Genomic DNA, 12336 nt, shown 5'->3' on the forward strand with positions numbered 1-12336 from the left:
CGGGCCCAAGGGGGATGCGATGAAGCGTTTTGGTCTGGCCGCGCTCGCGGCACTCGCGATTGCCGCAGCAGCGCCGGCCTCGGCGCAGCAAGTGCTGAAGGTCGGCTCGACGCCGACAGGCATTCCCTTCACCTTCCTCGACACCAAGACCAATAGCATCCAGGGCATCATGGTCGATCTCGTCACTGAAGTGGGCAAGGATGCCGGCTTCAACGTGCAGATCGAGCCGATGCAGTTCTCGGCCCTGATCCCGTCGCTGACATCAAGCAAGATCGACATCATCGCGGCCGCGATGTTCATCACAGCGCCGCGCAAGGAGGTCGTCGACTTCTCCGACCCGATCTACACCTATGGCGAAGGCCTCGTGGTCCCCAAGAGCGACACCAAGGCCTACGCCACCCAGGACGATCTGAAGGGCGAGACGGTCGGCGCTCAGGTCGGCACCGCCTTCGTCGACGCGCTGAAGAAGTCCGGCCTGTTCGCCGATGTCAAGGCCTACGACACCATCCCCGACATCCTGCGCGACGTGAACACCGGCCGCCTCAAGGCCGGTTACGCCGACTATCCGATCCTCGCCTACAATCTGAAGCAGGGCGGCTTCCCCGAGGTGCGCCTGGTCGATGGCTACAAGCCCGTCACCGTCGGTTCGGTGGGCATCGGCGTGCGCAAGGGCGAGGCCGCGCTGCTCGGCAAGATCAACGCTTCGCTCGCCAAGCTGAAGGCCAACGGCACCATCGACAAGATCCTCGATAAATGGGGTCTGAAGGCACAGGGTTGATCGGCAGAGGCCATCGATGAAAGCTGATCGATGAAAGGCTTCTGGCACGACGCGGCCGAATTCTTCCCGATCCTGATGAGCGGCGTCGCGCTGACGATCGTCGTCACCATCGGCTCGCTGCTGCTTTCGACGGTTCTTGGCCTCGTCTGGGCGATGATGCGGGTCTCCGGCATCCGCGTCCTGTCGCTGCTCAGCGCCAGCCTGATCAACGTGATCCGCGGCATTCCGATCATCGTGCTGTTGTTCTACCTCTATTTCGTGATGCCCGATCTCGGCGTTACCCTGTCCGCGTTGCAGGCCGCGATCCTCGGGCTCGGCATCGCCTACTCGGCCTATCAGGCGGAGAATTTCCGCGCCGGCATCGAGGCCATCGACAAAGGGCAGATCGAGGCCGCGCAATCGATCGGCATGGGCTGGTGGCTGACCATGCGCCGGGTCGTGCTGCCGCAGGCGGTGCGGATCGTGCTGCCGCCCTACGGCAACGTCATGATCATGATGCTGAAGGACTCTTCGCAGGCCTCGACCATCACGGTCGCCGAGCTCGCCCTTCAGGGCAAGCTGATCGCGTCCTCGACCTTCAAGAACACCAACGTGTTCACGCTTGTCGCGCTGATGTATCTCACCATGAGCATTCCGCTGATCCTGCTGGTCCGTCACTTCGAGAAGCGGGCCGGCAAGAAATGATCGAGTTGACCGACGTCCACAAGAGCTTCGGTGCGAACGAGGTGCTCAAGGGCATCACGGCGTCCGTCCAGAAGGGCGAGGTGGTCTGCATCGTCGGCCCTTCCGGCTCCGGCAAGTCCACCATCTTGCGCTGTATCAACGGTCTCGAAAGCTACGACCGCGGCGAGATCAGCGTCGAGGGATTGAAGGTCGACCGCGACGCGCCGTCGATCGTGAAAGTCCGCACCCAGGTCTCGATGGTGTTCCAGCGCTTCAATCTGTTTCCGCACCGGACGGTGCTGGAGAACGTGGTTGAAGGTCCGCTCTATGTGAAGCAGGAGCCACGCGCTGCCGCATTCGAGCGTGGCCGCGCGCTGCTCGCCCAGGTGGGCCTTGCCGAGAAAGCCAACGAGCATCCGCCCCAGCTCTCCGGCGGCCAGCAGCAGCGCGTCGCGATCGCACGGGCGCTGGCGATGCAGCCCAAGGCCATCCTGTTCGACGAACCGACCTCGGCGCTCGATCCTGAATTGGTCGGCGACGTTCTCGGCGTGATGCGCAAGCTCGCCGACGACGGCATGACCATGGTCGTCGTCACCCATGAGATGGGCTTTGCCCGCGACGTCGCCGACCGCGTGCTGTTCATCGACGGCGGCGTCATCGTCGAGCAGGGGCCGGCCAAGTCGCTGCTCAATCAACCCCAGCATCCGCGCACGCAGGACTTTTTGCGCCGCGTGCTGCATCCGCTCTGACCGGTCTTCGCCATGACCACGCGCCTGCCTCTGCCGCCGTCTCTCTATGCCGACACCGCCGTTGCGCCGGTGGCCACGCCGCCGCTCGAAACCGACAAGACGGTCTCGGTCGCCATTATCGCCGGTGGCTACACCGGCCTGTCCACCGCGTTGCATCTGGCGGAGCAGGGTGTCGAGGCACTGGTGCTGGAGGCGCAGGAGCCGGGCTGGGGCGCATCCGGCAATAATGGCGGTCACACCAATCCCGGACTGAAGCACGATCCCGATCAGATCGAGGCGGATTTCGGCGCTGAGCTCGGCCGCCGCATGGTCGCGTTCTCCTACGGCACGACGAACTTCACCCACGATTTGATCCGCCGCTACCAGATCCCGTGCGAAGCACGGCAGAACGGCACGCTGCGCGCGGCCTATAACGAGGCCAGCGCCGCCGCGATCGAGACAACCGCACAGCAGTGCATCGCCCGTGGCATGCCGGTGTCGTACCTCAATCGCGAGCAATTGCGCGAGATGACGGGCACGGATCGCTACATCGGCGCCATGCTCGATATCCGCGGCGGCGATCTGCATCCGCTCAGCTATGCCCGCGGCCTCGCGCGCGCCGCGATCTCCGCGGGCGCGAAGGTGTATGGCGAAACACCCGCACTATCACTCCGTCGCGAGGGCAGCCGCTGGCGCATCGAGACGCCGCGCGCGGTGGTGCATGCCGACAAGGTGCTGCTCGCGACCAACGGTTTTACCGACGATCTCTGGCCGGCGCTTCGCCGCACCATCGTGCCGGTGTTTTCCTCGATCGCGGCCACGGCCCCGCTCTCTGACGACGTGGCCCGTTCGATCATGCCGGCGCGTCCCGTCCTTTACGAGAGCGGCCACATCACCGTCTATTACCGCATCGATCAGCAGAACCGCCTCTTGATGGGGGGCCGCGGCCCGATGCGCTGGATCAGTTCGCCGCGCGACGTCGCCTATCTCATGCGATACGCCGAACGGCTATGGCCGCAGCTCAAGGGCGTGGCCTGGACCCATGGCTGGAACAGCCGGCTTGCCATCACCGCGGATCATTACCCGCATGTGCACGAGCCCGCGGACAACATCCTGATCTCGCTCGGCTGCAACGGTCGCGGCGTCGCGCTCTCGACCGCGATGGGCGCGCAGCTCGCGAGGCGTCTGATCGGCGGCGCCAAGGCCGAGCTCGACATGCCCGTCACCGGCATCAAGCCGATCCCGATGCATGCCTTCTGGCCGGTCGGCGTGACGACGGCAGTGATCGCTGGTCGCCTGCGCGACCGGTTGGGGATCTAGGCTCAGCCCTCCGCCACCGCGTCGGCCCAGGGCTGGAAGATCTCGACCGCGCCGGAATTGGTGTCACCGTCGCGCATCACGACGCTCGGGCAGGCGAACTTCTGCGGCAAGGACTGCACCCGCGCTTCCTCATAGTCGAATCGCGCCGCGAGCGCCTCGCGTGTGTCCGCCGGCAGCCTGGTATCGCCGATCACGATGGCGCCTTCGCTGGCGTCGATGCGCGGTTGGTGGATCGCGGCATCGAGATCCATGCCGAAATCCATCGCAAACGACACGATCTGCATCACCGACGGGAGGATGCGGCGACCGCCGGAGGCGCCGACCGCGAGCCGTCTGCCGTCCTTGGCCTCGGCGATGACGGGAGTGTAGTTGGTGAGACAGCGCTTGCCAGGGGCGAGCGAGTTGGTGGTGCCTGGCTTCGGGTCGAACCACATGATGCCGTTGTTCATCGCGATGCCGGTGTGCGGCGTGACGTATTTCGAGCCGAAGGATGACAGCAGCGTCTGCGTCACCGCCGCGATATTGCCGTGGCGGTCGACCACGGAGAAGTGCGTGGTGCAGGCGGGCGCCAGATATTCCGCGCCGAGCGAGCGCTTGCCGTCGGCATCGCCCATATCCTTGAGCCGCTCGCGATAGGCCGATTGCAGCGCGGCGGCATATTCGGCATAGGCGGCCGCGTCGGGCGCGCTTCCCGGCTTCAGGTTCTGCTGCAACAGGCGCAGCGCATGCGCCATTGTCGGTCCGGCTGTGAGTTCCGGCGTCGCAAACACGTTGCCGCCACGATAGGGGATCGCCAGCGGATCGCGCAGATGGGCTCGGAACGCGGCGAGGTCCTCCACCGACAGCGCGCCGCCGTCGGCCTTGATGTCGGATGCGATGCTCCTGGCGAGATCGCCCTGGTAGAAATCGCGCGGACCGGCGTCGGCGAGGTGCGCCAGTGTCGCCTTCAGCGTGTCCAGCGGCAGTCGCGTCTCGGACTTGATGCCCCACGGCGCGCTCGGCGGGAGGCCGTCCTTCAGGAACGTTGTCGCGCTCGCGGGATAGCGCCGAAGATCGGACGCCGATGCCGCGATCGTCAGCGTGGTCCACCAATCGACCAGCAGGCCTTCGCCGGCGAGGGCGACGGCCGGCGCGACCAGATCCTTCCACGGCAGCCTGGCGTGACGGCGATGCGCCTCCTCCATGCCGGCGACGACGCCGGGCACGGCGATCGAGCCGGGGCCGTGGATGTTGCGGTCGTTCTTCACCCGCTGCCAGGGAAACAGGTCGGAAGCCGCGCCTTCGCCGCTGAGCGGATAGTCGGCGGCGCCCAGGCTTTGCGGCGCGCACATGCCGTAGTCGATCACCTCGTAGCGATTTTCCGCGGCACGGTAGAGCACCATCCCGCCGCCGCCGCCCATGCCGCTGTTCCAGGGTTCCAGCACGTTAAGTGCGAAGGTGGTGGCGACGATCGCGTCCACACAGTCGCCGCCCGCCGCCAGCACTTGCGCCCCCACTTCGGCCGCCCGCCGCGATTGCGCGGCGACGATGCCGCCTTTGGATGTGACGGCGGGCTTGCGGACGGTTTGGGTGTGGCTGAACTGGTGCGGCATGATGATGTCTGTGTGCTGTCTTCGGTTTGGCTTCGTTGCGCTGAGCTCCGCGAAGAATGGCACATCGCCCCCATCGAGAACATCGAAAGGGCGACGCGGCATGGCTGGTGTGTAACAGCGGGGGTGGCGCAGTCGGCAAGACGTAGATGCCAAGACGAGAAAGCCCGGGACAGGCCCGGGCATGACGAGTTATGAGACCGATCAGTGGGAAGCGGAAGCCGCAGGGCTCAGCGCGCGCGATCCAGCCGGCTGGCCTGATACCTGGCGTGCCATTTCGGGCCAGGCCCGCGCATGTAGTGGAGCTCGGGGCGGTAGGGATTGCCCGCGATCCGGATCAGCGTCAGCCATTTGCTGGCGATGAAGTTCAGGGGCTGGCGGAGCAGGGTCAGTGACGCGAGCAACATGGCATCACCTCAGTGCGGCTTGCCGAGCATGGCAGTGAAGGGGAGGTCGAAGATCTCCTCGCCGTCGGAGCCGCTGACATGGATTACCCAGTCGCGCCAATCCTCAGCGCCGGGCGTCAGGATCATCGCGTTCATGATCTGGGCGGCACGGTCGCGCGCCTCGGTCAGGTTGGTCACGGCTGTGCCGCTGCGATCGATCAGCGTGCCGTCCAAGTTGGAGCAGTGAAAATAGACCTGGACCATATGCGTCTCCTATTGGGAGCGATTGGGACGGCAAACCGATACCATTCCAAGCCTTCGCGAAACATTCGGGTCGAGCCCGGTAAGGGAATCTACGGAGATTGGTCGGCGCCAAGCCCCCTGCTGGTTTGATCACAAGGGGGTGTTGATCAACTGGACGGCGTTCCCGCGGCATGGAACAACCCTGGACGGAACGTCCGGGAGGCGCCGTGAACCACCTCACATTTTGGCGTGAAAGCCGAAGCCTGCGCGCATGCACGGGCGCCTTGGTGGTCCTCCTGGCCCTCGCCTCGGTAGGCTCATCAGAACCGGTCCGCAAGAGCGGCTATGCGATCGGCACGGAGACCTGCGGCAGCGCCGATCTCGCCTTTCCCAGAATCCAGATCGACATGAAGGCGGGATTCTGCGCTGGCCTCGTCGCCAGCGAGGAGGATCGGCTGAAATTCCCGCGCTCGATCATCCAGGTGCCCGGTCGTGACCTGTTCGTGGTCGCCGACATGGCGGGCTGGGGCCATACCGATGGCCGGCTGCTGTTGCTCGACCCGCGGGCACCCCAGGGACAGCGGTTCAAGGAGTTGCTGACTGCAATCGAATATCCGTTCGGCCTCGCGATCGGCCCGGACAAGAAGCTCTATGCCTCGAGCGCGGAGACGATCTTCCGGTTCGATCCGCTCGCCGACAATCCGCGCGACACGGTCGAGACCGTCGTCCGTCACATGCCCGGCCGCCGGATCACATTGCCCGACGGCAAAAAGCTCGACGAGAGCGCGCATCCATTCAAGCAGTTTGTCTTTGATAAGAACGGCCGGCTGTTCGTCAATGTCGGCTCGCACAGCGACGACTGCATCACGCCGGCGCCGATCACGAGACCTTGCGCGGCGGCCGAGGGCGTTTCCGCAATGGCGTCGATCTGGCTGTTCACGCCGCCCCCGGGCGGTATCTTCCCGGCGTTGAAGCCTGGCGAACCCGACCCGCCGCACGGTGTCTATGCGCGCGGCCTGCGCAACTCGATGGCGCTGGCGCTGCATCCGAACTTCCCTGATGCGGGCTATGCCTTTCTGCAAGGCGAGAACGGCCGCGACCTGCCTGACATTTTCAAGCCGAACGAGGAGATCAACGCGATCGAGCAGGGCAGGCATTACGGCTGGCCCTATTGCTACGATTTGTCGACGCCGAGTCTAGAATTCCGGATCGTATTGCGGTCGGGGGTCTACAAATCGCTGTGCACCGCCAACGCTCTCTACAAGGCGCCGTTCTCGCTGCTGCCGCCGCACGGCGCGCCGCTCGCGATGCTCTATTATCGCGGCGCGAAATTTCCGGAGCTCGAGGGCAAGCTGCTGGTCGGCCTGCATGGCTATCGCCCGACCGGCAGCCGCGTCATCGTCTATGACGTCGACGATCACGGCTTCCCGAAGCCCGCCCCGGCGCCGGTACGCTATCATGTCAGTTGCGCGGCCGATCCGACCCACAGCTTTCAGACCGAGGCCGGCGCCGTCGCCGCCGCGCCGTTCGAGGAGCTGATCGCAGGCTGGCACCGCGTCAACGGCGCGCGGCCGCAAGGTGCGCCGGTCGGCATGACGGTCGCGGAGGACGGCGCAATCTGGCTGGTCGAGGACAAGAACCAGACCGTGATCCGGATCGACCGCGCCGCGGGCGATGCGCCGTCGCCGCTGCCCTGCGACGTGCGTAGCCAGGCGCTGATCGAGCAACTGGCGGTCTTCGTGGCCAGGGACGCGCAGAACAGCGTCCGGCTCACCAATTTGCGCAAGGGCCTCGTCGAAAAGCACTGCGTCGGCTGTCACTCGGATTTCGGCCTGAAGCCGGGCCTATCGGACGCTCAGAAGGACGCGACGGTGCTTCGCTTCATGCTGTCGCAGGATGGCTGGATCTATCCTGGTGATCCCGATTCCGGAAAGTTGCGCACGCGGCTTCGTGGGTTGGGCGCGGAGAAACTGATGCCGCCGGGTGGCGACGGCCTGCCGAAGGCCGAACCCGGTTACACGCGCCTGCTCGACACGGCGGATCTGCTGGTGTCAAGAATGGTTCCAGGCATCCGGATGCGGATCAAGTCCGGCCCGCCGCAGCGCAAGTTCTTTGGCAAAACGAACAAGGAATGCGGCGAAATACCGGCTGCCAAGGTCGTCGTCGTGACACAAAGGAACGCTGTAGACAAACCCGGTTTCAGCCGCTTCTTCCGACCGGCCGATGCCTATCTGAATGGCGAGTGCAGCGACGGCGATGGCTATTACATCCGGCAGGAATTTCTGGTGCCTGTGCAGTAGCGTTGTTCTCGTCCTTGCGACGGCACCGGCCCGAGCGGAAACGAAACTGTTCGAAAGCGTGCAGGTGACGCCATCAGGCGAATACACGTTCGGCATCGAAGGGCCGGCCGCCGATCTCGACGGCAATCTCTTCGTCGTCAATTTCGGCAAGCCCGGCACCATCGGCAAGCTGCCCGTCGGCGGCACGGCGTCCGAGCCGTTCACGGCGCTGCCCGAGGGCAGCGTCGGCAATGCCATCCGCTTCGCGCGCGACGGCACCATGTTCATCGCCGACTACAAGAAGCACAACATCTTCGCGATCCCGAAGGGATCGACCGAGCCCGCCATCTGGTTTCACTCCGACGAGATGAACCAGCCCAACGACATCACCATCGCCCGCGACGGCACGATCTACGCGAGCGATCCGAACTGGAAAGGTCGCGAAGGCCACATCTGGCGCATCGCGAAGGGAGCCGACGGAACGGTGCAGGGACAGCTGATGTCGGCGCCGCGCGCGATGGGCACGACCAACGGCATAGATCTCAGCCCTGATGACAAGACGCTCTATGTCGGGGAATCCAGCAGCGGTCAGATCTGGTCCTATACGGTCGCCGGCAACGAGCTCACCAGTCCAAGACTCGTCAAGGCATTTCAGCCCGACACTGTCGACGGCCTGCGCACCGACATCGCTGGCCGCCTGTATGTTGCGCGCATCCTCAAGGGCACGATCACGTTGATGAAGGCCAATGGCGCGGTGGAGCGGGAGATCACGCTGAGAGCCAAGGAGCCGACCAACCTCGCCTTCGGAGGCCACGACGGCAAGACGATCTTCGTCACTCAGCGTCAGGGCGGCTTCGTCGAGTCCTTCCGCACCGACCAGCAGGGCCGCGAGCACTGCCTTCAGCGCGGGCGCTGCTGAGCTTCACGAGGGATCTGCTTCCGGCGCAGGGCGGTGCGACAGGGGCGGCATTCTTCTTGCTTGCATCTCGCCGCCGCGGGGATTTAGACATCTGTGGCACCCTCAAAGCGACCACGGAGTGTTCGAGTGAAAGCCGTCCATACCGAGCTGCATCGCAGCCACGATCCGCAATTCTTCCTGGTTCGCGGTGTGGTCAAGCGCACCACCGAGCAGCCCGAACGTGCCGACCGCCTGCTCAAAGGGCTCAAGGACGGCAAGCATCAACTGGTCGAGCCGACCACATTCGGGCAGGGACCGCGTGCGCGCATCCACAGTCCGGAATATCTGTCGTTCCTGAGCGAGGCCTGGGAGGCCTGGACCGCGCTCGGCGATTCAGGCCCGGAGATGATCGGCAATATCCATCCGGTGCGCCATGCCGCGACTTATCCCACCCATATCACCGGCAAGCTCGGCTGGCACACCGCCGACACCGCGGCGCCGATCGGCCCGGGCACCTGGGCTGCGGCCTGCGCTGCGACCGACGTCGCGGTCACCGCGGCACAGATGGTGATGGACGGCGAGGATGCGACCTATGCGCTCTGCCGGCCGCCCGGCCATCACGCCTATCGCGACATGGCCGGCGGCTTCTGCTTCCTCAACAACAGCGGGATCGCGGCGGCGCATCTGCGGCAGAGGCACGAGCGTGTCGTGATCCTCGACGTCGACGTCCATCACGGCAACGGCACGCAAGGAATCTTCTACGCGCGGCCGGATGTCTACACGGTCTCGATCCATGCCGATCCCGTCGCGTATTATCCTTACGTGTGGGGCTATGCGCATGAGCGCGGCGAAGGTCCCGGCCTTGGCACAAATCTCAACATTCCCCTGGCGATCGGCACCGGCGATGACGGCTACATCCAGGCGATGGACGTCGCGCGCAAGGCGATCGAGTCCTTTGCGCCCGGCGCCCTCGTCATCGCGCTCGGCCTCGACGCCTCCGAGCACGATCCACTCAAGGGTCTCGCCGTCACCACGCCGGGCTTCCGCCGCATCGGACAGGCCATCGCGAAGATGGGCCTGCCGACCGTGTTCGTGCAGGAGGGCGGCTACCTCTCGGACATCCTCGGCGCGAACCTGACCTCGGTGCTGGCCGGCTTCGAAGAGGCGCGCTGATTCTCGCTGAGTAGCCCATCATTCTCCGTCATTGCGAGGGTAGCGAAGCAATCCAGAATCTTTCCGCGGAGGGACTCTGGATTGCTTCGCTACGCTCGCAATGACGATGTGGATGGTTAGGTCGACTTCATCCACAACTCAAAACATCCCGCTTGCCGCGAGCGCCTTGCAGACGTGCTGCATCTCGGTCTCGTCCGCGACCATGTCGAGCATGATCGTGGTCAGCCCCTTCGCGGCAAACTCCTTCAGCTTCGCGCCGATCTCCGCGTAGCTGCCGACGAGGTAGGGGCAGTCGGCCTGGAAGGTCAGGAACGGCAGCAGCCAATAGCCATTGTCCGCGAGCTCGCCGCTCTGGCTCTCGTAGAGGCGCCGTTTCCACACGGAATCGCTGTTCTCCACGGTGAGCGCGAGCAGCTCGCGATCGTCGGCATTATCGCGGAAACGCGCCTTTGCCGCTTGCCGCGCCTCGTCGCGTCCCTCGCGGGCGAAAATTCCAAAATTCATGCCCGGCGCATCGAGGCCGCGGTCGAGATCCGGCGGCAACATCTGCATCTTGATGCAGCCGGTCTCCTTTGCGACGCGCTGTGCCGGCTCGGACTGGCCTGCGACCAGAAATTCCGGCATCAGCTCCGGCGGCAGGCGCGGCCGAAGTTGCAGGTTGCTGGCGCGGTAGAACCGGCCCTCGAAAGTCGTCGGACGCGGGCTTGCCAGCAGCTGGCGCATCAGCGCAACGAATTCGCCGAGCCGGACATAGCGATCGGCGTGCGACTGCTCGTCGCCGAGCCCCTGCAGATCGCTGACCGCCGTCCCCGTGATCATGTTGAGATAGACCTTGCGGCCGTGGAGCTGCGCAAAGGACGAGACGAATTTTGCCGCCGTGAACGGGTGCATGTAGACCGGATTGACCGCGATCAGCGGCGAGGATCGGGTCGTCTCGCCGATGATGTGCTGGGCCATCGCCCAGGGCTCGACGAACACTTCGTTGCCTTCGAATAGCAGGATGCCTTCGAAGCCGTTGCGATCGGCGAACTGCGCCACCCGCATCAGCTCGTCGACATATTTCTTGGGGTCGCGGTTGCGCGAAATCGCGGGAAAGACGCGCAGCCGCCGCGGCGTCATTCAGCCGCCTCCTGTAGCGGCCATCCATTGCGGGTGATGGGAAGGCCGCCGGTGGCGCGGGAGCCGTCCGCGATCGCGAGACGATGCGAGGGCGACGGCGAGATCAGCTGGAATCGCCAGCCTTGCGGATCGTCGGGGATATCGGGCTTGAAGCTGATCTCGATGGCCTCGCGCGATACCTGCATCGCGAAGGCGTCGAGCGGCAAATTGAGGCCGAAACCCCTGGCCTTCAGATAGGCTTCTTTCAGCGTCCAGTAGTCGAAGAAGCGCTCGGTCGCGGCGGGCTCCGGCAGCCTGCGCAGCGTTTCGACCTCTTCCGGCGCGAAGAACCGAAGCGCGGTCGACAGCGGCGCCACCCGACGCGACACGGTCTCGACATCGACGCCGACGGTCTCATGCCCCGACACGACGCAGGCGACGCAGCCGTCGGCGTGCGACAGGCTGAAATGCAGCGTGCTCGATGTCCTGGGTGATGCGACAAACGGCCGCCCGTAACGCCCGGCCGCAAATGACCAGTCGGTCGGTGCGACCTCAGGTGCGACGTGCGAGAGCGCAAGGCGCAACATCGCGTGCGCGAAAATATACTGTCGCTGGTGCCGCTCGAACACGAAGTGGTCGGCTCGTACCCGTTCGTCGACCGAGAGCAGGCGCCGGCACGTATCGATCGCACCTGGCGTGTCAAAATTCTCGATCAATCCGACAAACAGTTCAATTCTGTCGTCTGCCATCAATTGGGCCCATGGCGCCAGGCCGGGGCCAAATCCCCTGCCATGACGGAAGAATCAACTGAGCAAGAATCAACTAAGCGGACCGCTTCTAGCGGTCCACTCGGGCGAATCCTTGTCGATTGCTGGCCGGTTTACGGGCGCAAGCTTGTGCGAGACCCCAACTCGACACGCGAGCGGCCAAATGTGAAAAATGAAGCCCGAAAACTGAAGCCTGAAGATTCGTGCGGCGTCGGCCGACGAGTCTTACGTCTTCTTCTTCTTGGACTTCTTGGAGCCGCCCAACATCGAAATGCTGGCGTCGACGTCCTTCAGCGCGGACTGCAGCTTCTTCTTCTCGGCGCCGAGCAACTTCTGCAGGGCCTTGCGGTCCTTGTCGCTCAACGAGGTGCCCTTGGTAAATTTGATGAAACCCATAACGAACTCCCCGGTTGA

Annotated in this window: 13 protein-coding genes; 7 read left to right on the forward strand and 6 right to left on the reverse strand. The window is 64.7% G+C overall.

Annotation, left to right across the window (positions count from 1 at the left end):
- Nucleotides 1-19 precede the first annotated feature (19 nt).
- From ACIPUD_RS29215 to ACIPUD_RS29230, 4 genes are read left to right on the forward strand one after another with little or no spacing between them, the layout of a single operon-like run.
- Entirely contained in the window at nt 20-778 is a 759-nt protein-coding gene (locus tag ACIPUD_RS29215) for an ABC transporter substrate-binding protein (protein ID WP_018455694.1), read from the forward strand.
- Between the two features lie 30 nt (nt 779-808).
- On the forward strand, nt 809-1462 hold the full coding sequence (locus ACIPUD_RS29220; protein ID WP_018455693.1) for an amino acid ABC transporter permease: 654 nt from the start codon (nt 809-811) through the stop codon (nt 1460-1462).
- A complete protein-coding gene (locus tag ACIPUD_RS29225; protein WP_018455692.1) occupies nt 1459-2190 on the forward strand; it encodes an amino acid ABC transporter ATP-binding protein in 732 nt (243 codons plus the stop codon). The genes ACIPUD_RS29220 and ACIPUD_RS29225 overlap by 4 nt, the downstream gene beginning before the upstream one ends.
- Before the next feature lie 12 nt (nt 2191-2202).
- Nucleotides 2203-3489 carry an NAD(P)/FAD-dependent oxidoreductase gene (locus tag ACIPUD_RS29230; RefSeq protein WP_085357882.1) on the forward strand — a complete coding sequence of 429 codons (1287 nt, stop codon included), beginning with the start codon at nt 2203-2205 and terminating at the stop codon, nt 3487-3489.
- 2 nt (nt 3490-3491) lie between these two features.
- Here ACIPUD_RS29230 and ACIPUD_RS29235 read toward each other — a convergent pair whose 3' ends face one another.
- From ACIPUD_RS29235 to ACIPUD_RS29245, 3 genes are all read right to left on the reverse strand, one after another.
- Entirely contained in the window at nt 3492-5081 is a 1590-nt protein-coding gene (locus tag ACIPUD_RS29235) for a gamma-glutamyltransferase (RefSeq protein WP_446482002.1), read from the reverse strand.
- Between the two features lie 227 nt (nt 5082-5308).
- Complete coding sequence (locus ACIPUD_RS29240; protein ID WP_018455689.1) at nt 5309-5485, reverse strand: hypothetical protein; 177 nt, start codon at nt 5483-5485, stop codon at nt 5309-5311.
- A 9-nt stretch (nt 5486-5494) separates the two neighbouring features.
- Entirely contained in the window at nt 5495-5728 is a 234-nt protein-coding gene (locus ACIPUD_RS29245) for a DUF6894 family protein (protein WP_007606355.1), read from the reverse strand.
- 206 nt (nt 5729-5934) lie between these two features.
- Here ACIPUD_RS29245 and ACIPUD_RS29250 point away from each other — a divergent pair, with 206 nt between their 5' ends.
- The 3 genes from ACIPUD_RS29250 (at nt 5935) to ACIPUD_RS29260 (ending at nt 10057) form a co-directional block, all read left to right on the forward strand.
- Nucleotides 5935-8007 carry a PQQ-dependent sugar dehydrogenase gene (locus ACIPUD_RS29250; protein ID WP_446482003.1) on the forward strand — a complete coding sequence of 691 codons (2073 nt, stop codon included), beginning with the start codon at nt 5935-5937 and terminating at the stop codon, nt 8005-8007.
- Nucleotides 7964-8905 (forward strand): SMP-30/gluconolactonase/LRE family protein, encoded by a 942-nt coding sequence (locus ACIPUD_RS29255; RefSeq protein ID WP_026233001.1) that lies wholly within the window; start codon nt 7964-7966, stop codon nt 8903-8905. The genes ACIPUD_RS29250 and ACIPUD_RS29255 overlap by 44 nt, the downstream gene beginning before the upstream one ends.
- A 126-nt stretch (nt 8906-9031) precedes the next feature.
- The gene (locus tag ACIPUD_RS29260; RefSeq protein WP_018455686.1) at nt 9032-10057 is read left to right on the forward strand and encodes a histone deacetylase family protein; all 1026 of its coding nucleotides are present in this window, start codon (nt 9032-9034) and stop codon (nt 10055-10057) included.
- A 138-nt stretch (nt 10058-10195) separates the two neighbouring features.
- On the opposite strand, the gene ACIPUD_RS29265 is transcribed toward ACIPUD_RS29260, so the two are convergent.
- From ACIPUD_RS29265 to ACIPUD_RS29275, 3 genes are all read right to left on the reverse strand, one after another.
- Nucleotides 10196-11176 (reverse strand): LLM class flavin-dependent oxidoreductase, encoded by a 981-nt coding sequence (locus ACIPUD_RS29265; RefSeq protein WP_446482004.1) that lies wholly within the window; start codon nt 11174-11176, stop codon nt 10196-10198.
- Entirely contained in the window at nt 11173-11904 is a 732-nt protein-coding gene (locus tag ACIPUD_RS29270; RefSeq protein ID WP_018455684.1) for a 4'-phosphopantetheinyl transferase family protein, read from the reverse strand. The genes ACIPUD_RS29265 and ACIPUD_RS29270 overlap by 4 nt, the downstream gene beginning before the upstream one ends.
- Before the next feature lie 243 nt (nt 11905-12147).
- On the reverse strand, nt 12148-12318 hold the full coding sequence (locus ACIPUD_RS29275) for a hypothetical protein (protein WP_162847227.1): 171 nt from the start codon (nt 12316-12318) through the stop codon (nt 12148-12150).
- Between the last annotated feature and the right edge of the window lie 18 nt (nt 12319-12336).

Source organism: Bradyrhizobium sp. CAR08 (assembly GCF_052871955.1).

Bases quoted from the DNA above. Each gene is read 5' to 3' on its own strand.
- ACIPUD_RS29215 (WP_018455694.1), top strand. From the start codon at position 20: ATGAAGCGTTTTGGTCTGGCCGCGCTCGCGGCACTCGCGATTGCCGCA.
- ACIPUD_RS29220 (WP_018455693.1), top strand. From the start codon at position 809: ATGAAAGGCTTCTGGCACGACGCGGCCGAATTCTTCCCGATCCTGATG.
- ACIPUD_RS29225 (WP_018455692.1), top strand. From the start codon at position 1,459: ATGATCGAGTTGACCGACGTCCACAAGAGCTTCGGTGCGAACGAGGTG.
- ACIPUD_RS29230 (WP_085357882.1), top strand. From the start codon at position 2,203: ATGACCACGCGCCTGCCTCTGCCGCCGTCTCTCTATGCCGACACCGCC.
- ACIPUD_RS29235 (WP_446482002.1), bottom strand. From the start codon at position 5,081: ATGCCGCACCAGTTCAGCCACACCCAAACCGTCCGCAAGCCCGCCGTC.
- ACIPUD_RS29240 (WP_018455689.1), bottom strand. From the start codon at position 5,485: ATGTTGCTCGCGTCACTGACCCTGCTCCGCCAGCCCCTGAACTTCATC.
- ACIPUD_RS29245 (WP_007606355.1), bottom strand. From the start codon at position 5,728: ATGGTCCAGGTCTATTTTCACTGCTCCAACTTGGACGGCACGCTGATC.
- ACIPUD_RS29255 (WP_026233001.1), top strand. From the start codon at position 7,964: ATGGCTATTACATCCGGCAGGAATTTCTGGTGCCTGTGCAGTAGCGTT.
- ACIPUD_RS29265 (WP_446482004.1), bottom strand. From the start codon at position 11,176: ATGACGCCGCGGCGGCTGCGCGTCTTTCCCGCGATTTCGCGCAACCGC.
- ACIPUD_RS29270 (WP_018455684.1), bottom strand. From the start codon at position 11,904: ATGGCAGACGACAGAATTGAACTGTTTGTCGGATTGATCGAGAATTTT.
- ACIPUD_RS29275 (WP_162847227.1), bottom strand. From the start codon at position 12,318: ATGGGTTTCATCAAATTTACCAAGGGCACCTCGTTGAGCGACAAGGAC.